Origin of the sequence: Sporosarcina gallistercoris (genome assembly GCF_050459885.1) — a bacterium.
Classification (GTDB): Bacteria; Bacillota; Bacilli; order Bacillales_A; family Planococcaceae; genus Sporosarcina; species Sporosarcina gallistercoris_A.
Genome location: NZ_JBCMNO010000006.1, coordinates 80,035 through 101,184, shown reverse-complemented (window position 1 = coordinate 101,184; position 21,150 = coordinate 80,035). Strand labels below are relative to the sequence as shown.

The following is a 21,150-nucleotide window of genomic DNA, read 5'->3' as shown; positions in this document are numbered from 1 at the left end:
GTCTCTCACTGATAATGCACCTTCCTTTCAAGAAGCTTGAATTGAAGGAGGGTGACCACCAGAATAATGACGAATAGAATGACTGCTTGAGCACTTGCAGTACCAAATTGATAATTAATGAACGCTTCCCGATAGATCGAGTATACGATCAAATTCGTCGACTGAGATGGACCTCCTTTGGTCAGAATATCAATCTGACCAAAAGTTTGAAATGCATTGATAAGAGAAATCGTAATAATGAAAAACAATGTAGGCGACAGCATGGGGATTGTAATGCGCCGAAGCCTGTAAAAGTAGCCAGCTCCATCAATCCGTGAGCTTTCATACAAATGCTCATCGATATTCTGCAATCCCCCAAGGAGAATCAGGAAAGAGAATCCCGTGTTCATCCAAATCGTGGAAATGGCAATCGATAACAATGCCCACTCCGGATCAAGTAACCATTGGATCTGAGGAAGATCGAGAACGAGCAATATCCGATTAAAGACCCCGACACTTGGATGGAACAAGAAAAGCCAAATTACCGATGATGCTGCAACGGAAATTCCCATTGTCGACGAATACATCGTTCTGAAAAAGCCGATCCCTTTCAGCTTTTCGTTTGCAAGCAATGCAAAAAATAACGCTAGAATAATGCCTATGGGCACTGTATACAAGACAAATAACCCAGTCGCCTTCATACTATTCAAAAATGCAGGTGACGTGAGTAAGTAGCTATAATTTTCAAATCCTACGTTAACCGCTGCATTCCCATTTTGATCCGTCAGATAAAAACTTAAATAAACCGTCCGGACCATCGGATAAAAGAGAAACACCGCAAATAAGATGATGGAGGGCAGTAAATACAAAAAACCAACACGTAAATTTGCAGAACGTTTCCAGGCAGTAGGAGCTTTCGCAGAAGTCATGTGCTCACCTCTTTCACAATCGAAAGATGTTCAAGTCCTTCCGGTTTACGAATCAGCTCTCCTGACTCTTCATCGAATACACAGAAGTGTTCAGAATCCAGCCCAATCGGAACCCTGTCACCGATTGCAATATCCCATTGCCCGCTCCATTTCGCCATCCATTCACGCTGACCTACTTGGAATGAAAATACGGTTTCATTGCCCAGGATTTCCACATTGGTCACCTCTACTTGTATCCGATTTCCACTCTCAGTTCCAGATATAACTGGCTTTATATGCTCTGGTCGAATGCCTGCAAGCAGCGGCCTGGCGGAACTAGCGGCCAGCTGTACCTCATTCAACGGAATATGGATCGTATCTTCTATGAAAATACCGGACTTGGTCGGTTCCATTCTGGCTGAACAAAGATTCATAGGCGGAGAACCGATAAATGTCGCGACGAATGGATTCGCGGGATAATTGTAGATATCGATCGGCTTACCTACTTGCTGGATCTTTCCTTCATGAAGAATCATGATTCGATCACCCATCGTCATTGCTTCCACCTGATCATGTGTTACGTAGATCATCGTAATGCCAAGCTTACGCTGAATTCTACGAATCTCCGTCCGCATGTGAGCACGTAATTTCGCATCCAAGTTGGATAAGGGTTCATCCATCAAGCAGATCGGTGCTTCACTTACAATGGCACGAGCAAGCGCAACCCGCTGTCTTTGCCCTCCTGACAATTCGCGCGGCTTCCGCTTCAAATAGTCGGTTAACCCAAGCATCTCCGCCACTTCTTTCGCTCTTTCCATTTGTACGGCTTTTTTCACTTTCTTCACGTCTAGACCGAACGTTATGTTTTGTTGCACGGTCAAATGTGGATATAAGGCGTAGTTTTGAAATACCATTGATAGATCACGCTTGTCAGGTGATAAATGATTTGCTCGCTTTCCGCCGATTTCCAATATCCCACCTGTAATTTCTTCCAGTCCTGCAATCATCCGCAACATCGTACTCTTTCCACACCCTGAAGGACCGACTAAGACAAAAAACTCTCCAGCTTCAATCGTTACGTCGATATTCGAAATCACATCGACTTGTTTATCATAAGACTTCGACACGTCAATCAGTTCGACTTGCTTCATCCAATCCATCCTTTCAGGCAACCATTTCCTAGATGTCCTGTCGTTCTTATCAAGGTCATGGTATCATTTTCAGTAACGAGTTTTCGTACTATTTACATAATTTAACATCATCTTTACACGTGGTTTACAACTTCAAATGATCGGAGGATACGACCTTGAAGGTTAAACAGATTGCTTTTTTACTCATACTTTTTCTTTCCAGCTGCTCTCCCGCTTCCAAGCAGCCCGTTTCCCTCCCGTCAGAACCATTTCTAGTTATTGCACATCGCGGAGCTTCGGCGTATGCGCCCCCTCATACGTTTCCTTCCTATGAGCTTGCGATAGATATGGGAGCCCATTATATTGAACTCGATCTCCAGCGAACTAAAGATGGCAAACTGATCGTTCTTCACGATGATTCCATTGAGTTGAATGGCAACGAAATGGAGATTGAAGAGATCACTTCTGATACGTTAGGTGCGTTCAAACCAGCCGAAGAATTCAACCAGCCCACTAACCAATTCGCCTCCCAGAGATTTGCGGGTCTTCGGGTACCCTCTCTGGAACAAGTGCTCCGTGAATTCGGGGTACAAACCAATTACTACATAGAGATCAAATCTCCCGAACGTTATCCCGGCATCGAGCAGCAGCTTATTGACCAACTGGATGGTCATCACCTGCTAGATCGAGAAGATCCGATCCCCAAAGTGATCATTCAATCTTTCAGCAGCGATAGTTTGAAAAAAGTACATGAATTGAGTCCCTCCACACCTCTGATTCAGTTATATTCCTTTAAGAAACAAGCGGAATTACCAGCTTCAAAACTGAAACAGGTGACACGCTACGCATCGGGAATCGGAGTGAATTCGGCTGCCGTAACAGAACAGTTGATAGAAACCGTTCATCAGTCGGGGCTTGCGATACACCCTTTTACTGTCAATGATTCTGATCAGGCTTCTGCACTTATTGCCATGGGAGTCGATGGGATTTTCACCGACAAGCCAGATCTCATCCTCCACCAATTAAGAAAAAATCATGAATAAAATTGATTTTTCTAATAATTATAACACAATGTATGCCATTAATCTCTGCTCTATCCAAATTTGTTCCTTTCATGGTAAGCAGATGACGATTCAAAAGGCTCTGCGCGATCCATTCTTATACCCTTCAACCTATTCAAATCGCTCGATTTTTGTCGATACATGACATATATCTTTCCGATGGATTTTCTCCATTAACTTCAGTCTTCAAAAACACTTACGAAATGGCGGCCAAATGATGGAATCCTATATTCAACCTAATAAACGAAAACGCATATTATTTTTGCTCGTATTCATCGTTTTTCTCCCTTCAGTTTTCAAAGAATTAATTTCATTGTTCCTTAACTTGGATCTCCAAAATGAAATTTGGTATGAAGTGATCGATTTCGCAATTATACTGTTGTTTGCGACTCCGGTTTTTGTCTATATGATTCGCCAGAACGACAAGACAGCGATTCGTTTGCAGCTGCAGCTGCAGGAAAACAAGAAAATCCAACAAAAACTGGCACTTTCCAATATTGAATTGGAATATAACGCAACACACGATTTCCTGACAGGGCTTCCGAACCGGTACAAGTTATTCAAAGTTCTCAGTAAGATGGCCAAAGATCGTCACGAGCTGGCCGTGTTCTTTCTTGACCTTGACCGATTCAAGACTATCAACGATTCGATGGGCCACTTATCCGGTGATCAGTTCATCAAGATGGTCAGTATCCGCCTGAAGCAGGCGGTTCCTTTGGGTGCACAAGTTTTCCGTCATGGTGGAGATGAGTTTGTCATTTTGTCCGAACTTCCGAATTGCAGGTCGGTGGAAATTGCAGAAGCGGTGGGCGCTGCATTCCAGCAGCCATTTTCCATAAACGAGACCCTTCTCTATTCGTCGGTAAGCATGGGAATCAGCCTCATGCCCGAACATGGGACGGACGAGGTGACATTACTCAAAAATGCAGATCGGGCAATGTACCGCGCAAAAGAGCAGGGCGGCGGAACTTACAACATCTTCTCTAACATTACGGGAGAGTATGAACAGAAACAGCTGAAGCTAGAGAATGACCTCAGAAATGCGCTCGAGACGGAACAGCTTATCGTTCATTACCAACCTGTCATCGATCTCACCACTGGCCGACTCAAAAGTTTCGAAGCTCTTGTACGATGGGAGCATCCCGATTTAGGTCTCGTCCCTCCAGGGGAGTTCATACCTGTCGCAGAACGTTCAGGGTTGATCAACGATATCGGCACTTGGGTATTGGAGTCGGCATGCATACAAGTAAAAAGATGGCACGACGCCAATGATGGTATAGGACTTGCGGTAAACGTCTCCATCCGTCAATTCAGGAACCCGCAGTTTCCGAGTTTCGTGAAAGACGTGCTTGAGATCACACAATTCCCGGCTCATTTGCTCATTTTGGAAATTACCGAGTCCATGATGCAGGATGATTCAGAGTCTGTACGGATTATCGAGGAAATCCGGACACTTGGCGTGAAATTGGCAATCGACGACTTTGGGACAGGCTATTCGTCTTTGAGTAAACTCGGATTTTTACCAATCGATTATTTAAAGATCGACCGCTCCTTTACGACGGAAATGCTTACCCATGCCCCCATACAATCCATCGTACAGACGATTATCGATATGGGACGTAACCTTGACATGGAACTCATTGCAGAAGGGATTGAAGAAGAAGGTCAATCCTTACTTCTTGCGCAGTGCGGATGTCAATATGGTCAAGGCTATTTGTTCAGTAAGCCGCTTCCTGCAGAGGAAATCGAAATGACGTATTCACTTTCTACCTTATTGAAAGTGAAATGATAAAAAAGCTGCTGGAGTGTCTGTACTTAGACACTCCAGCAGCTTTTTCAGTTCTTGCATATTCGTGTAATCATCTTCACTTATGAAGATGGAAACGAGGATGGATCATCAGTTCCAGTGACCTTGATCGACCAGTTGTTTTTTACTCTTGAAGGCATAAAGGATTGCAATAATGTTAATCACGAACATTGCAACAATGATCCAAAGGACGAGTGTGTATGTTTCCGTGAAATCATAGATATACCCATATGCCGGCAATGCGATGATGGAGGCAACCGCGAGTCCAAGTGAAGCCATCGCATAGATCTGGCTGTAGTCTTTGCTTCCGAACAGTGTAGATGCAAGCGTTGGTGCAAGCGTCCCGATCGATGCTGCCATGAACCCAAGAATACCTGCTGCAACTGTTATGAGCGTCGCACTGTCAGGGAAGAACAGTAACATGAGGATGGACAAAATACCAAGCACCATTGCGAGCAATGACGTGTTTTTAGAACCGATTTTATCACTAAGTACACCAAGGATCAGCGCGCCTAGTAAAACACCGATCATATAAATCCCCATTACAGTTCCAGAGAATTCAACGGAATAGCCTTTGTTCGCAAGGAACGTCGGGATGTGAATCGAGAAACTCGCGATTGCAGTGATCAGGAAGAAAAAGAGTGTCAACGCATAGAATGCACCGGATTTCCTTGCAATTGCCACTGCAATCCCTTTATCATTCATATCTTCAGTCGCTTCACCGTCCGCAGAATCTGCTGCTGCGCCGTAAGGTTGTAACCCTTTGTCTTTAGGTGATTTCCGGATAAGCAACAGGATGACTGGAACTACGATGACCAGAACAGCTACACCTACGATAATGTACGTCTGGCTCCAGCCTCTGCTCGCAATCAGATTACCAACGACAGGCTGGGAGATCGCTCCGAGCGCCCCTGCAGCCGCACCCATGATTCCGAGTGCTAATCCATTACTTTTCTTGAACCATTGGTTGATGAGGACCGGTCCTGCAATAACAGTGATGAATACGCCACCTACTGCCAAAGGAATCGACAAGAGGTACCATCCCCATACAGCTTTCATGAAGCCGAATGCAGCAAATGCGCCGGCCTGCAAGATAATCGCACTAATAAGAAGTGCTTTGATATCGTACTTCGCCATCATCTTCCCGCCGATTGGCAAGAAAATCAAAGTGACAATTGAAGAAATACTTAAGTAAAGCGTCAAGTTCCCGATTCCAACTCCCAAATCCTTGGAAACCGGGGTAATGAACAGACCTGCTGTGTTATTGAGCGCGCCTTTTCCAAGTCCGACCATTAAACAAAGTCCAACTAGAATCCACCACGCATAATGAAATTTACTTTTTGCCTTGTCCATAATAGTTCCACCTTTTCTTTTTTTTATTATAATGCACATCCTTGATAATCCGCGACATGTCCAACTGCTATAGTATACCATTTCTATAAAGTAATTTGACGTTTAAACAAATAAAAAAACTCTTTCCAGAAGTCTGAAAAAAGTTATAAGTTATTTTCATAACAATTTACTCGAGTTTATAAAGCTCATTTCAATAGAATTAACTAGTACATGCACTATTCTAAAATAGCGTTATCCAACTCATCTAAAGAAGGCATTGCAGACAGCGCGCCCGTTTTCGTCACGCAAAGAGCTCCCATCCGATTACCGAACGTGACGACTTCTTTCCACTGTGAAACATCTGCCGGGTAACCATACAGATGCAGCTGACGCAATACGCCCGCCATGAACGCATCTCCAGCGCCCGTTGTATCAACTGGATCCTTCTTCACTGCAGGGATGTGAAACTGTTGGCCATGAATGATTGCGATCGTTCCCAGATCCCCTTGGGTTATCAGGACTACAGGAATCGACAATGTTCCAAGCTGGGAGACGCCATCTTCCAATGTATCTGTCTCCATCATGAAGGTCAGCTCTTCTTCCGTCAGTTTGACTAGATCGGCCTCCCGCAAGAAAGAGGTTGTCGTTTCTCGGCAGATTTCTTCGCTCTCCCATCGTAATGGCCGAATATTGGCATCGAAAGAGACGAGCGTATCCGTTTCTTTTGCAAGCTCTATCGCTCTCCGTGTCGTTTCAAGAGCAATCGGGTGGAACATCGTGCCTGAACAGATATGGAGAATCGATGCTTGCTGAAATGTTTCCTTCCTCAAATCCTGTGCGGTTACTTGGATATCGGGCGTTTCGTTCTGGTAATTCGCAAAGACACGATCATGGTCTGGCGTGAGGTGCACGTATACGCCATTTACACGTTTTTCGGGTTTGAGGATAGCCGCAGTCAAGTCAACCCCCTCATTCGCAAGCTCAGCGCGCACAAATTCAGAGGTTTCATCGTTTCCGGTTACAGTTATGAAAGAGACGGGAGCGCCTAATCGCGCGATGCCAGCTGCTACATTGACAGTCGCTCCGCCCAGATAGGTAGTAAATGATGAATTGGTTGCGTCTTCAGCGATATGATCGACGAAGACATCCCCATATATCAATACATATTTCTTCATTATAGTTATGGACTCCAATCTTGTGTTTCACCAGTTTATCATGAAAACGCCCCTCATAAAAGAACTGATAGCTCGTGCTCCCCTTCAATACATACGGGCCATTCCTTTGGTTAAAGGCGAGACAGGTAAGTATCTATCCGTTCACTTTTTTGAGATCAGCTGCTCAGATTGGGCTTTGTGTTTCGCATAAAGCGGATTATCCGGCTGCAATTCAATCGCACATTCAATCGCTTTAACCGCTTCTTCATGGCGTCCGAGCGAACGTAAGCTATTCGCTTTATGGAACCAGAAATCATAGCGTTCCGGATTTCGAGCAACGAGTTCGTCCATTACTTCGACCGCCTCTTCGTGACGTCCGAGTTCCCGCAAATAATTCGATTTGTGATAGAGATAGAATGAGTTTTCCGAAGATAGCGCTGCGCCTTTTTCAAATTCCTGGAGCGCATTTTCTGATTGGTTCATCAACCGGTAGCAATAGGCGGTGTAGAAATGGAACTCCAATGCATCAGGTGCAACCACCAGCGCATGGCTATACTGCGCCAACGCCTCTTCGAAGCGGTCTTGTGCTGCTAAATAGAAACCAGCGTAAAATAACAGATCCAAGTTATCCCCGTCAGACTCCAGTGCTGTTTGAACCGTTTGTGAAGCGGCTGACCAATTGTTCTGTGCTGCCAATGACTTGGCTTCAAGAACTGCAGGATGCTGCGGATCTTCGAGCGTTTCTGTCAGTATCCCGAGTACGCGCTCCTGCTTTTGTTCATCCGCATAATACACGGCGGATTTCCCATCCAAGTCCTGGAGATGAACGGAAGCTCCTGCATCATGCAACGTTTGTACCACATCTGCGTACAGCCTTCCCCCATCCCCTAAAATCACCGCTTCCAGCAACGCGGACCATCCAAGATGGTTCACATGGTCAACAGGGACACCTATGGCCAAACAGGCTTGAACCGTATGCAAGTAGCCCTTTTCAGCTGCCGGCAACAAAGCAGTCCCACCAAAACGGTTCACACTTTTCACATCTGCACCAGCTGCCGCCATCAGTTTCAGCGAAGCCGTGAAGCCGTTCGCACCTGCGCAGATGAAGGGTGTCAATTCTGTCAAATCCCGATGGTTCGGATCACTCCCGGCCACGAGCAACTGGGCGACAATGTCCGTATTATTCTGTTGAACAGCAATCATTAACGGTGTCCGCCCCATATGATCAGTCACTTCAACGTCTGTATTTTGTTTGAGTAATTGCGCAATACGCGGACGGTCCCCTAGTTGTACCGCTTCCAACAATGTACTTTCCTTATTGTTCCTTTCCATGTGCTAACCCCTTTTCACTATCGACTTCCTACTCATTCAAGTGTACTCGATGTTGCAGTTTTTTTCCTTACAATGAACCGTCGTTCGGAAGCGGATGCTGAGAGTGGAATCTACCAGAATCGATAATGACGGAAATGCCTGCATCCGTGGAACGCTGCATTCGTGATATACTTCTTTCAAAGAAAGGATGATCCGATGTATAACCAACAGGCACTCCAACTAACATTCGAACATGCTCGTACCTATTTCCCAAGTCTCGGAAACTCCTATAACGGCAGGCCAGTCCTATTTTTCGACAACTCGGCAGGCGCACAAGTCTCGCAATTCGTCATTGACCGCGTTACGGATTATTACATTCATCGCAATGCACAAAAAGGGACGATTTTCGCGCGTACAGCGGAAATGCAACAAACGATTGTCGATGCTCGGCAACTCGCTGCCGATTTAGTCGGTGCAACGGACCATACGGAAATCGCGTTTGGTCAAAACGCGACAAACTTCTTCCATTTGTTCGCGCACCATCTAGGAAGAGACTTGCAAGCAGGTGATCATATTATTATTACAGAAGCGGATCATGAGGCAAATGTGAATCCATGGATGGAGCTGGCTGAACGCGGTATTCACGTCCACTTATGGAATGTCGATGCACAGGGGGACTTGGATTTTACTCACTATGAAAAACTGCTTGAATTGGAACCGAAAATCGTAGCAGCGGGATGGGCGTCGAATGCAACTGGCACCATTCATGACATGCAGCGCATTACAGAGATGGCTCACGCTGCGGGCGCACTCGTAGTGGCAGATGGTGTGCAAGCTGCGAGCCACATGGCAATGGATGTAAAAACCGCCGGTGTCGATTTTGCGGCATTTTCAACTTATAAAATCTTCGGTCCACATATGGGATTCGGGTATGTGAATCGGGACCGGCTCGAAAGGTTAGAAGGTTGGCGTATTCAGAAAGAATTGGAGAAAGACTCGTACTTCTTTGAAGTCGGATCCCAGAATCATGAAGGGATTGAAGGGTTCATCGGCTCGATGGAGTATTTAGCACAGGTGACAAGGGATGCTGAAGGCCATGGCCTTTCGTTGGAGGAAACCCAGCTTGCTACTACACGTTCTTCTCGTCGGAATATCGCCGGTGCCATGCATTTTGCACATTTGTATGAGCAGCAGCTCACGGATCACTTCCTCGCTAAACTTGCCGAAGTGGAGGGTGTGGTCCTTTATGGAAAAACTGCTGAACAGTCTAAAGAACGACTGCCCGTTTTCTCGTTCAATATTGAGGGAATTGCGACGGACACACTTGGTCGCGCATTGAATGATGCAGGGGTCGAAGCACGGACAGGGAACTATTTGGCGATTCGTCTCATGAAACGGCTGGCTGCACCTTTTGGAGGCAGTGCGCTTCGGATCAGTCTCGTCCATTACAATACCATCGAAGAGATTGACCGGTTCTTCGGGATTCTTTCCCACGTGCTCCCTATTATCAGGCGAAAAGCCTAAAGGAACACCTGTAAACGGGTTATTCCAAGACGGTCCCTATAGTGGCGGGAAAGAAACAGTCAGTGTCACATGGATGAATGAGTCCAAGAATACTATGTAGGATGCACCGAGTGGCGGTCCGGACAATTACAATTTCGAAAAAGGTCAAAAGCCTGACGGACACCCCCTTCCAATGCAAAGGGCGGTAGGGGTGAACTGCTTGAGGGAATTGAAGAACGTGTAAGAAAAGATGCGATGATCCTCGCTCCGGTGAGCTAACACGCGAGGAAGCGTAGCAACAGCTGGCAGAACTCGGGGTTGAAATACTACAGCGTCCAACCGACAGAAAATGAAAAAGAGTACAAAGACAACGCTTGTCTGTGTACTCTCAGACTGTAGACAAAAGGGTTGGGAATCGATTTGATTCCCAACCCTTTTGTGTTTTTGCATCGTTGACTCTGAAAATGAGGGTTAACAGGCCGTTGATCTCCGTTCCGGACGGGCGCTTTCCGGGGGCTTGCCCTCAGCCTCCTCGTCGCTTCGCTTCTGCGGGGTCTTCGCGCTGCGCTGATCCCCAGGAGTCGCCGTCCTGCACTTCAATCAACTGAATTTCCCATGAGACATTCACATCTTTCAAGCAAAGAATGCAGTTGACGGACTCCTTGTCCAGCTAGCAAGTCTAACTAGATGTAACAGAAGATTTGAGAAACCGATATGAAATCAAAGAAGTCTTTGTAAATGTAAGAGACGGTCGAACGCGTCTTCGCCGATGCTAAGGAGAAGCATAGTACGCGATGGATAACCCCAAATGCGCTTAGTGTATTGAATTTATTGAGTACAACAATATCTACGCTAGGTCTCCCAGATACCAAATACAAACTTTCATCCAATAGATAAATGAAGGAAAGACCAATGGCTGTATCTAATTTTAGAACCAGATGTTCTTGCGGAACTAACTGTTCAATTGTAAGCATTTCCATCTGCTCCCGTTCATTATCTTAATTCTTCATCCTCATTTCCATCACCTCATTTGATAGTTGGGGGATCCTGTTGATTGTAGCGGAGAGCGGCGACTCCCGAGGGATCAGCGAAAGCTGTGACGAAGAACAGCTTTTGCGAGTAAAAGCGAAGCGTTAGGAGCACGTGTTTTCGAAGATCCTGGACTGAGCAACGCGAGGGAGATGAGTGCTGCCTTAATTTCAGCAAAGTTCGCTAAAATACGGCCAATCGAACTCTTCCTCGTTCGATTGGCTGAGAGCAAGCCCCCCGGAACGCGTCCGCTCGCAGCGGAAACCAACCTTTCATTGAAAAAGAAAAAGACTGTAGGCAAGCCCCATGATTTCTGGAGTTTGTCTACAGTCTGTGGACTCTTTTTCAACTAAAAATCATTCAACTGGTTACCGCCCGCAACATTTCTTATACTTCTTCCCGCTGCCGCATGGGCACGGATCATTGCGTCCGACCTTCACTTCAGAAGCAGCAGGTTGCACCGTCAACGGCTTCACTTCTGAACGTTCCAATCCGAACATTTCTTGAGGCGTGTGGCCCCTGTTTTCAATGAGACGAACTGCATTGGCTACGTTGATCGCAACAGGGACGATCTGTTTCACTTGTTCTTCGGGTAACGGTCCAGCTTGCGCCATCAGTCGACCGATGACTTCCATGAAATTCGCATGCCACTTGGAAAGTCCCTCCATGAACGTATGCAGCATCCGGTCAATTTGAATTTGAGGGATGTTCACCTTCTGGAACAGTTTCTCCAAATGGAGTAATTCCGAAGTCCGCTCGTAATATCCAGGATCTGCGAATCGCAGCAACTGTTCTTTCGGCGGCTGATAATACGGTTTCTCGATCGTTTCCCTGACAAATTGCTCAGGGACGATACCGGCAAGTTTAGGACCAAGGAAAACCGCATCCTTGTAGAGGATATCCTCTTTCTGCAAGCCTGGATCCAACTCACCTGAAGCGAGGAGGTCTTCCAAGAGTCCAACCGTGATCTTAACGTCGTTTTGTAAATTATACAGGGTGACCACTTGCTCAAACTGCACCATTCCATACAGACGGGTCATCGCTTTGATGTACAGTTCCACTTCTTCTTGCTGCTCGTTCGTAAGTCCATGGCTTGCCGGCTTCTTCGGCTCTGTTTTTTTCGGTTTTGCAGTTTCCAGTGCCTCGGACACTTCGGATTCCCGGTATGGATCGCTAATGATCATGTAATTAGCATGATCGATTTTATCCCATTCCGTTTTCTTATATTTAACGAATTTCAATGCTTCATTGATGTTTTTTTTATCATAAGAATGGTATCTCGCATTGGAAACCCACTGTTTCATATGATCGTGTTCAGGATGTGAGTGATCTTCCATAATCGATAAGAAAGAGGCATATCCCGTCAGTCCCCCCACGTTTTCAGGAGGAGCTGTCCCTTCCCCGTCCAGCAGTGTTGGGAAACCGAAGTGATAGTCGTCTACGATTTCTTCAAGCTCAATTGAAAAGCGCCAATCAGCCTCAAAATCATACGTATAAATGAGCTGCTTATGCTTCTCCAAGTATGTATCGATTTTCACCCGGGTCGGCAATTTCGGAGTCAGCGTTTTAGAATCTTTGAGTTCAGCGCGCAGAACCGGATTGTCAGTGATGCATAGACCATCCACTTCCACTTTAAAAAAGTGATGCGGCTGATCTGTTAAGTGACTTTCAAAATTCGTCATTTGCTGAATCATTTCATGGAGACGATTAAACGTGGCGCCTGCAGGCATAATCACTCTTCGCCTTACCGTCGGTTCGACGTGAACCATTGTTATGTTTACTATATAAGACTTCATAGAGTCACCTCATCTATTGCTTTAATTAGTTTGCTCGTGAGATTAAGTGTATCATAGTTCACTCCCGCATTGCGTTTGCAGGGGCCAAGAAACGGATTTGCTTAAAATTCCCAGCTTGTGAATATTATCATCAATAAAGTATTCTAAAAATTCATTGACTTCCAAAGGTTTCTCCTTTATGATAAATTTAACTTTCAGAAAGCAGGTGATGACTATGGCGAACTTCAACTTGACAATTGCAATTTGGATCGGCCCCATACTTTCACCTGCCATGCCTTAAGATCAGGCATGCTTCTTCTGATATGCGCGTGAAAGCATGGAGTCCGATCCACGGCCCCCATGCTTTTTTATATGCCCATATTTAGGAGGAAACCATTTGAACACACTACAAAAATACGGTTGGAACGAACTTCATCAAACGAACTGGATCGAACTCCAGAACAATTCCGCATCAGTCGAATGCACGATTGGACGCGTCACTTTGGAACACAAGCATATGTACCGGGTCGTTACTGAACAGGGCGAGTGGCTTGCTGTCTGCTCCGGATCTTTACTTCATCGTGCAATTGATCGGCGGGATTACCCAGCCGTCGGAGACTGGGTAGCAATTGAACATATGCCTGGTGAAGAACGCGGCATCATCCATTCGATCCTACCGAGAACTTCCGTCTTTTCCCGTAAAACTGCAGGACACTCTTTAACTGAGCAACTTATTGCGGTCAATATCGATATCGTCTTCCTCGTGACATCGATGAATGATGATTTCAATACTAGAAGACTGGAACGTTACTTGGTCGCTGCCTATGACTCAGGCGCCATCCCCGTCATCGTGCTCACCAAAGCCGATTTGTGTGACGCACCACAAGACTTCGTCGAAAAAGCTCGTGACATTGCATTCGGGACGGATGTATTCGCCGTCAGCAGTAAGACGGGGGCTGGAATCGACCAAGTCACATCTTTGCTGAAAGACGGTAAAACCGCAGCACTATTAGGCTCTTCAGGTGTCGGGAAATCGTCATTGGTCAACGCGATTTGCGGGGACGCGACGATGGAAGTCCAGACAATCCGGGAAGACGATGCGAAAGGCCGCCATACAACAACACACCGTGAACTCATTGCACTGCCAGCAGGAGGTGTCCTAATCGACACACCGGGAATGCGGGAATTCCAGCTCTGGAACGATAGTGAGAGTATAGAAGGCAGCTTTTCAGATATCGAAGCACTTTCCGAATCATGTAGATTCAATGACTGCAGCCACAAAACAGAGCCAGGATGCGCGATTCAACAAGCGCTCGCAGACGGTTCTCTCGCGGAAGACCGTTTCGCGAACTACCTTAAACTGCAGCGGGAAATCGCCTATCTGGAACGTAAAACGAATACGCAAGCACAAATCGCTGAAAGGAAACGCTGGAAGGCGATTACAAAAACTCAGAAGAGATGATCTATACGGTAAAAAACGAAAGCAGCACACAATTGGCTGCTTTCAAGTTTCATGAGTTCAGTATGGCTTTTGCAATCAGTTGGACGATCAAACCAATAATGACCAAGCGCAATAGCAGACGAACGTATTTCGGATTCAGTTTTTCCGCAATACGCACGCCGATTTGGGCACCGGACAGGGAGCCGAGTACAAGGGCGATAGCGATCGGCCAAATGATTTTCCCCATCACTATAAAACTGATGGCAGCTCCCAATCCGCTCGAAAATGTAGCAAGTCGCATGAATCCAATCGAACGCATGTAAGAAATACGCAACTGATTGAACAAAAAGAGCAGCAGCGTCCCTTGACCTGGACCGAATAATCCGTCGTATAACCCGATCCCCATCAATCCAGCCACACCTGTTTTCGATGGATGGAGAATCTCTTGACCACCAAAGTCCGCTTTCGAAAGGAATGACGTTAAAAAGGCGCCGATCAGCAAAATGATAGCAATTTTGTAAAGAGTCGCTTCTGCAATGTGGGTTGCTGCGAGACCACCCAGCGTTCCTGCCGACAGTGAAGCCGGAAGTATCCACCATGATTCACGGAGGGTGATCTGCTTCTTCAAAAGAACAGTAAGGAATGTCGTAAAAGAACTGAACGTCGTGGAGATCTTATTCGCACCGATGACCGAATGGATCGGAATTCCCATCAACAGCATGGCGGGCATGGTAATGAGGCCACCTCCGCCAGCAAGAGTTCCAAGCATCATTGCAATGAGTCCTATGAAAAAGAGCACGATATACTCCATTCAGACTCGCCTCCCTTCTGACTGCAGTATACTGCTCAGCGACATATAAGGTAATTCGATTCTTTAGAACGAATAGCATAAGGTGTTCTTATGTCAATCTACCGCTTCCTGTGTAGATAAAAAGAAACGGTGGTCTGTCATAGGAAAAAGACTACTTCTCAGCAGCGGCTTTCTTCTTCCATTTGGGATACGATTTACTGACGAATGGGATTTCATCACAACCGAGAGCTCTATTTGTGTAAACAGCCATGACGAATAGCACGTTTGCCATGAGTTGTGCGAAGTCGAACAGGATTTCAGGGACATCGCGTTCTAATGATACTTTGTGCAGCGCGCGCACAGATTTCTTCGCTTCACTGCGACATACGTGGAGTACAGTGGCGGCCTGTGTTCCTTGGGGCAGTACAAATTGTTCGATCAGTTCTCCAAGTTCGCAGACGTACTCGTCATACATGTCACTTAGACGCTGTAAGTCATCCGGGAAGATCGCCAGTTTGCCGCGGACGGAGCCATTCAAGTGATACGCGAGAGGCTGAAGCCACCGAAGGTCGGTTTGAACTTTTTCGATGTCTTTCGTTAAAGCCAACGCTTCTCCGATTCTCGTCGTCAACGAGTCTGTACGGATTTCAAAATCCACAGTGGACGCGGATTCTCTCATGAATGGATAACAAATATAGCGCATATCTTTTTTCATCGGTTTACCTTCTTTCCCTAGGATTCTTTGGACCAGTATAACATAGCGGTGCCGTGTTATTTTTTGAGATTGACAGTACGTTCATCACGAGTTTGAATACGTACATTCATTCAGGAAGTGACAGGTGAGAGGATTGACGATAGGAAACAGCTGACTGGCGCAGTCTATAACGTTGCATTATGGATCTTCCCTATTCTCTTATTGTTTCTATTCTTTAAACCAGTAAAACCGGAACAACTCCCTGAAATACAGTAACTATAGGAGGCGTAATATGCTAACCGTTCAACAACTTGAAGGAATTCAACAATTACAGCAACAATGTGAACAGCATGACTCTATCGAATTGAAATTGAATTGGGAAATGCTTCGGGATCGACAAGATGAGTCCATGGATTTCTTTGTTTTGAAAAAGGATGTACTCATCGCTTATTTAGCATTATACGGTTTCGGCTCCACTGTCGAAGTGTGCGGCATGGTGAAACCGGAGGAACGCAGAAATGGGCACTTCTCAACTCTTTGGATGCAGGCACAACAGACGATTTTGGAGAAAGGGTTCGCCAAAGTGCTTTTCAATGCCCCCGGGACGTCAGAATCCGCCAAAAAATGGATGTCAGGACAATCGTGTACCTATTCGTTTTCAGAATTCCATATGCATTGGACGGAAAAAGAGCTTGCAGACCCGGAAAACATCGTGTTGCGGGAAGCCACTATAGAAGACAAAAAGTTTGAAACCGCTTTGGATGCGGAAGCCTTCTCCCTTACATTAGAAGACGCCAAGTCCTACTATACCCAACGATTGTCCAGAGAAAGGGAACGCAGGTACATCATTGAAGCGCATGGAACCCCAATCGGTAAGATTCGTGTCATGCGGAATCCGGATGAATCCTACCTTTCCGGCTTTGCAGTGCTATCGGAATGCAGAGGAAAAGGCTACGGCAGTCAGGCATTGCAATGGGTTGTCAAACAGGAACAATCCACTGGAAACACGATCAAGCTCGATGTGGAAACGCAGAATGATAATGCGTTGAAGTTGTATGAACGGATCGGGTTTGTGCAGAAAGAGCGGCAGGATTATTATCATGTCCCGCTAGCTTTGCTAACTAAATAGAGACACGTGTAAACGAAAAAGCAGAAGAGGGAGTGCACCAATCCCCTCTTCTGCTTTTATTTCCGGATTTCCCCGTCAACTGCTTCGTCCAATCTTTTCAGACACCCGTTCCTTCGCTTCCAAGATCTTCTCGATCATCATCTGCAGCCTGTCCTCTGAAAGATTGAACGTCACACATCCAATACTTATTGCACCCAGCACTTCTCCTGAGCGGGTTACGATAGCCACTCCGATGGACGAAGTACCTTCAGTCCGTTCTCCGTGACTGATTGCGTATCCCTGCTTCCGAATCTTTTGCAGCATTTGTTTGAACGTTTCCTGCTCGCTTTCTTGCACCAGCTGCTGAATGATTTTCTCCGATTCAGCATCCGGCATACACGCTAGCATGATTTTGTTAGCCGCTCCAATATTCATGGGAATCCGCAGACCCAGCTTGTCATACATACGGATCTGGTTATTCTCATTATCGATTCTCTCGATAATGATCGCCTCTATTCCTGTACATTTACTCAAGTAAATACTCTCTTCCACTTCCCTGCTAAGTCGATCCAACTCCGGCCGGATCGACGATATATAGTCCATCGTATCGTATGCGCGAAGACCATATTCCATCCATACGTGGCCTAATTTATAAAGTTTCGTATCCGTGTCTTGTTCAGCGAGACCTTGTTTCACCATCGATTTCAAGATGCGATGGAGCGTGCTCAATGCTAAGTCACATTCCTTTGCTAGATCAGAGATTGAGATGCCGCTAGAAGTATTCTCGTTTGCTAGAATTTTGGCAAGCTGCATGACCCGATCGATTGACTGCATACGTTCACTTCCTAGTTATGAGATTAAAATTCGAAATAATTCTCGAAATACATTGACATTATACCATACTCAGAATATATTAACAGATAAGGTTTCCTATCAACGGAAACACTTTCCACTAGACGGAAAATAGGAGGCGAATGATGAAATACAGCAGTTCAATGTATAGCACGCTAAATCATGTGATCATGAAACACCCCAAGGACGCTTTCAAGTCTCAACTTCATCTCTCAGAAAACTGGAAGACGTTCAACTACTTAAGAGAACCGGATTTCGATAAAGCATGCAAAGAGTTTTCTGAATTGATAAATATAATCGAAAACCAAGGTGCTCAAATTGACTACCTTCCTGCGAGCGACACTGTCGGTTTGGATTCGATTTATGCCCACGATCCAGTGAAATTCACTCCAGCTGGTGCACTTATCTTAAAATCCGGCAAAACACTTCGCCAGCCTGAAGCAGCGGTATTCAAAGAGTTTCTCACAGAAAAAGGAATTCCGATTGTCGGAGAACTTACAGGCGACGCGGTTTCTGATGCCGGGGATATCGTATGGCTGGATGACAGGACATTACTCGTCGGACGAGGCTACCGCACGAATGACGAAGCGATTCGCCAGTTGAAAGAAATGACTGCTGACTTAGTGGATGAATTCATCGTCGTCCAGCTCCCACATGACCAAGGTGAAGAAGAGTGTCTGCATCTGATGTCCTTCCTGAGTGTCGTGGACAAAGATCTCGCTGTCGTCCATTCACCATTGATGCCTGTTTTCCTCCGCCAGCTGTTACTCGAAAAAGGATACCAGCTGATTGAAGTGCCGAAAGAAGAATATGACACGTTAGGTTGCAATGTGTTGGCACTGGCCCCGCGTGTTTGTGTGCTGACTGAAGAGAACGCTTCCACGATTCAACAGTTGAAGGATGCAGGTGCAACTGTACACGTCTATAAAGGACAAGAAATCAGCCTTCTCGGCACTGGCGGTCCCACTTGCTTGACATGCCCAGTCGTTCGAGGATGAAAACGATTCGTAATTGAAAAGGAGAGAATGCAATGTTCACGAATGTAATCGTCAAAAAACCCGGAAAAAGTTATTTGGAAGGTCTTACCACTTCCGATTTAGGAAAACCCGACTATGAATTGTTGCTAAAGCAACATGATGCCTATGTGGAAGCACTTGAAAAATGCGGAGTGGCTGTAACGGCGCTTGATGCAAGTGAAGAGTTCCCGGACTCAACCTTTGTGGAAGACGCGGCCGTATTGACTTCTGATTTTGCAGTGATCACAAATCCTGGAGCGGAGTCCCGAAACGCGGAAACTGTCGAAATCGAAGCTGTCACTAAAAAGTTCTACAACAAGTTTTATTTCATCCAATCTCCTGGAACACTTGATGGAGGGGATGTCCTACAGGCAGAAGATCACTTTTACATCGGAATCTCTGAACGGACGAACGAAGAAGGTGCTAAACAGCTCAAGAAAATCTTGGAGTCCGAAGGATTTGAAGCGGACATTATCCCTTTGAAAGAGTTCTTCCATTTGAAGACAGGGATTGCCTACCTTGGTAACAACCAATTAGTTGTTGCTGGGGAATTCGTGGATCATCCCGCATTTGACTCCTATGAAAAGATTGTCATCGGGAAGGAAGATGAGTATTCAGCGAACTGTATCCGTGTGAATGACTATGTCATCATTCCAAGCGGCTTCCCGGAAACCAATCGCAAATTCACTGAAGCTGGCTATCAAACAATTGAATTGGACATGTCTGAAGTTCAAAAGCACGATGGCGGCCTAAGCTGTCTATCGCTCCGCTTCTAAAGAACCCAGCGCGATATCCGAACGAGAGGAAGGGAAACTAATGAAAAACCTGGAAGAACCTCAATTGAACCGTTCCATGAAAAGCCGCCACTTGATGATGTTGTCACTTGGCGGTGTCATCGGAACAGGATTATTTCTAAACGTCGGTTACACAATCAACCAAGCTGGACCAGGAGGTGCGTTGATCGGCTATCTGATTGGCGGTCTCATTTTGTATATGGTCATGACCTGTCTCGGCGAACTGGCGGTCTACATGCCAGTGACTGGTTCTTTCCAAAAGTATGCATCCCGCTATATCAGTCCTTCTGCAGGATTCTCTCTTGGCTGGATGTACTTTGTAGGATCTGCCGCAACGGCAGGAGTTGAATTCACGGCAGCAGGAATTCTCATGAAACATTGGTTTCCACATACACCTGTCTGGATTTGGTGTGCCGTATTCATGGTGTTACTTTTCTCATTGAATGCCCTCACAACAAAAGGGTTTGCAGAAGCAGAGTTTTGGTTTGCGAGCATTAAAGTTGTTGCTGTCTTGGCCTTCATCGTAATCGGCGGCGCAGCAATCATCGGTTGGATCCCTTTGGATGGAAAACCGACACCGCATTTAACGAACCTAGCACCTTCAGGATTATTCCCAGCAGGGATTGCGATTGTATTCATAACGATGATGAACGTCATCTTCTCCTACCAAGGCTCTGAATTAGTCGGAATTGCTGCGGGTGAAACTGAAAACCCAGAGAAGAATATCCCGAAAGCGATCCGGACGATCCTCTTCAGAATCGTTGTATTCTATATCGCGTCGATTGTTGTCCTATCCGCAATCTTCCCTTCTTCTGAACTCGGGTTAATGCAGAGCCCCTTCGTCAAATTGATGGAGCTTGCCGGTGTCCCTTATGCTGCAGGTATTATGAACTTCGTCATTTTGACCGCTATTCTATCCGTCGGAAATTCATGCCTATATGCATCGACCCGTTTACTATGGTCCATGGCGAAAGACGGTATGGCCCCTTCGCTCTTCGGTCGTTTGACTAAACGGAAGGTTCCATTGAATGCATTGATTTTCACAATGGCATTTTCGTTACTCTCCCTTCTGACAAGTGTCATGGAAGCGGATGCTGTGTTTGTCCTGTTAATGTCGATCGCGGCAATTGCCGTCACGATTTCTTGGATGGGCATCGCAACGTCCCAGCTATTATTCAGAAGACGCTACTTGAAACAAGGCGGAAAACTGGAAGATCTCCAGTATCGGGTGAAGTTTTATCCTTTAGTTCCACTGACTTGCATCTCGTTCTGTTTGATCATCCTTATTTTCCTGGCGTTTGACCCAACACAGCGCATAGGGTTGGTATACGGCATCGGTTTCTTTGCTGCTTGTATGATTTTTTATAAGGTGAGACTCGAGAAGAAGCACCTCGCGGATGGCACGTTAGCGGTCGAACCTGCAGAAGTGAATCACTGATGAATGAATGAATGAATGACATCTTAAT

General features: G+C 45.9%; 18 protein-coding genes and 1 pseudogene. 8 read left to right on the top strand and 11 right to left on the bottom strand.

Annotated features, from left to right (window positions below; translation table 11 throughout):
• Window positions 1-5: 5 nt before the first annotated feature.
• Both ABE021_RS04430 and ABE021_RS04425 read right to left on the bottom strand, forming a co-directional pair.
• Window positions 6-908: a carbohydrate ABC transporter permease gene (locus ABE021_RS04430; RefSeq protein ID WP_430287070.1), complete on the bottom strand. Its 903-nt coding sequence runs from the start codon at window positions 906-908 to the stop codon at window positions 6-8.
• Window positions 905-2,038, bottom strand: a complete 1,134-nt coding sequence (locus ABE021_RS04425) for an ABC transporter ATP-binding protein (RefSeq protein ID WP_430287069.1) — start codon at window positions 2,036-2,038, stop codon at window positions 905-907. Before ABE021_RS04425 ends, ABE021_RS04430 begins: the two co-directional genes overlap by 4 nt.
• A gap of 155 nt (window positions 2,039-2,193) precedes the next feature.
• On the opposite strand from ABE021_RS04425, the gene ABE021_RS04420 reads away from it, so the two are divergent.
• Both ABE021_RS04420 and ABE021_RS04415 read left to right on the top strand, forming a co-directional pair.
• The gene (locus ABE021_RS04420; protein ID WP_430287068.1) at window positions 2,194-3,060 is read left to right on the top strand and encodes a glycerophosphodiester phosphodiesterase family protein; all 867 of its coding nucleotides are present in this window, start codon (window positions 2,194-2,196) and stop codon (window positions 3,058-3,060) included.
• Between the two features lie 235 nt (window positions 3,061-3,295).
• Window positions 3,296-4,867, top strand: a complete 1,572-nt coding sequence (locus ABE021_RS04415; protein WP_430287067.1) for a putative bifunctional diguanylate cyclase/phosphodiesterase — start codon at window positions 3,296-3,298, stop codon at window positions 4,865-4,867.
• 108 nt (window positions 4,868-4,975) lie between these two features.
• Here the strand turns inward: ABE021_RS04415 and ABE021_RS04410 are convergent, their stop codons facing one another.
• The 3 genes from ABE021_RS04410 to ABE021_RS04400 form a co-directional block, all read right to left on the bottom strand.
• Window positions 4,976-6,238, bottom strand: coding sequence for an MFS transporter (locus tag ABE021_RS04410; RefSeq protein WP_430287066.1), 1,263 nt, complete (start codon window positions 6,236-6,238; stop codon window positions 4,976-4,978).
• Window positions 6,239-6,453: 215 nt separating this feature from the next.
• Window positions 6,454-7,392, bottom strand: a complete 939-nt coding sequence (locus ABE021_RS04405) for a carbohydrate kinase family protein (RefSeq protein WP_430287065.1) — start codon at window positions 7,390-7,392, stop codon at window positions 6,454-6,456.
• A gap of 141 nt (window positions 7,393-7,533) precedes the next feature.
• The gene (locus ABE021_RS04400) at window positions 7,534-8,703 is read right to left on the bottom strand and encodes an ankyrin repeat domain-containing protein (RefSeq protein WP_430287063.1); all 1,170 of its coding nucleotides are present in this window, start codon (window positions 8,701-8,703) and stop codon (window positions 7,534-7,536) included.
• 195 nt (window positions 8,704-8,898) lie between these two features.
• On the opposite strand from ABE021_RS04400, the gene ABE021_RS04395 reads away from it, so the two are divergent.
• Window positions 8,899-10,206, top strand: coding sequence for an aminotransferase class V-fold PLP-dependent enzyme (locus ABE021_RS04395; RefSeq protein WP_430287062.1), 1,308 nt, complete (start codon window positions 8,899-8,901; stop codon window positions 10,204-10,206).
• A 779-nt stretch (window positions 10,207-10,985) separates the two neighbouring features.
• Here the strand turns inward: ABE021_RS04395 and ABE021_RS04390 are convergent.
• From ABE021_RS04390 to ABE021_RS04380, 3 genes and pseudogenes are all read right to left on the bottom strand, one after another.
• A pseudogene (locus ABE021_RS04390) lies at window positions 10,986-11,165 on the bottom strand (IS5/IS1182 family transposase); the annotation flags it as partial.
• A 104-nt stretch (window positions 11,166-11,269) separates the two neighbouring features.
• Entirely contained in the window at window positions 11,270-11,563 is a 294-nt protein-coding gene (locus ABE021_RS04385) for a hypothetical protein (RefSeq protein WP_430287060.1), read from the bottom strand.
• A gap of 19 nt (window positions 11,564-11,582) precedes the next feature.
• The gene (locus tag ABE021_RS04380; RefSeq protein WP_430287059.1) at window positions 11,583-13,010 is read right to left on the bottom strand and encodes an IS1096 element passenger TnpR family protein; all 1,428 of its coding nucleotides are present in this window, start codon (window positions 13,008-13,010) and stop codon (window positions 11,583-11,585) included.
• Window positions 13,011-13,386: 376 nt separating this feature from the next.
• Here ABE021_RS04380 and rsgA point away from each other — a divergent pair, with 376 nt between their 5' ends.
• Window positions 13,387-14,451 (top strand): ribosome small subunit-dependent GTPase A, encoded by a 1,065-nt coding sequence (gene rsgA / locus ABE021_RS04375; protein ID WP_430287057.1) that lies wholly within the window; start codon window positions 13,387-13,389, stop codon window positions 14,449-14,451.
• 49 nt (window positions 14,452-14,500) lie between these two features.
• Here rsgA and ABE021_RS04370 read toward each other — a convergent pair whose 3' ends face one another.
• Both ABE021_RS04370 and ABE021_RS04365 read right to left on the bottom strand, forming a co-directional pair.
• On the bottom strand, window positions 14,501-15,241 hold the full coding sequence (locus tag ABE021_RS04370; protein ID WP_430287056.1) for a sulfite exporter TauE/SafE family protein: 741 nt from the start codon (window positions 15,239-15,241) through the stop codon (window positions 14,501-14,503).
• 151 nt (window positions 15,242-15,392) lie between these two features.
• Window positions 15,393-15,935 (bottom strand): hypothetical protein, encoded by a 543-nt coding sequence (locus ABE021_RS04365; RefSeq protein WP_430287055.1) that lies wholly within the window; start codon window positions 15,933-15,935, stop codon window positions 15,393-15,395.
• A 271-nt stretch (window positions 15,936-16,206) separates the two neighbouring features.
• Here ABE021_RS04365 and ABE021_RS04360 point away from each other — a divergent pair, with 271 nt between their 5' ends.
• Window positions 16,207-17,043 carry a GNAT family N-acetyltransferase gene (locus tag ABE021_RS04360; protein WP_430287054.1) on the top strand — a complete coding sequence of 279 codons (837 nt, stop codon included), beginning with the start codon at window positions 16,207-16,209 and terminating at the stop codon, window positions 17,041-17,043.
• A 75-nt stretch (window positions 17,044-17,118) separates the two neighbouring features.
• Here ABE021_RS04360 and ABE021_RS04355 read toward each other — a convergent pair whose 3' ends face one another.
• Window positions 17,119-17,856 carry an IclR family transcriptional regulator gene (locus tag ABE021_RS04355; RefSeq protein ID WP_430287053.1) on the bottom strand — a complete coding sequence of 246 codons (738 nt, stop codon included), beginning with the start codon at window positions 17,854-17,856 and terminating at the stop codon, window positions 17,119-17,121.
• Between the two features lie 143 nt (window positions 17,857-17,999).
• Here ABE021_RS04355 and ABE021_RS04350 point away from each other — a divergent pair, with 143 nt between their 5' ends.
• From ABE021_RS04350 to ABE021_RS04340, 3 genes are read left to right on the top strand one after another with little or no spacing between them, the layout of a single operon-like run.
• A complete protein-coding gene (locus ABE021_RS04350) occupies window positions 18,000-18,872 on the top strand; it encodes a dimethylarginine dimethylaminohydrolase family protein (protein ID WP_430287052.1) in 873 nt (290 codons plus the stop codon).
• A 32-nt stretch (window positions 18,873-18,904) separates the two neighbouring features.
• The gene (locus ABE021_RS04345; protein ID WP_430287051.1) at window positions 18,905-19,666 is read left to right on the top strand and encodes a dimethylarginine dimethylaminohydrolase family protein; all 762 of its coding nucleotides are present in this window, start codon (window positions 18,905-18,907) and stop codon (window positions 19,664-19,666) included.
• 40 nt (window positions 19,667-19,706) lie between these two features.
• Window positions 19,707-21,122, top strand: coding sequence for an amino acid permease (locus ABE021_RS04340; RefSeq protein WP_430287049.1), 1,416 nt, complete (start codon window positions 19,707-19,709; stop codon window positions 21,120-21,122).
• The last annotated feature ends 28 nt before the right edge of the window (window positions 21,123-21,150 follow it).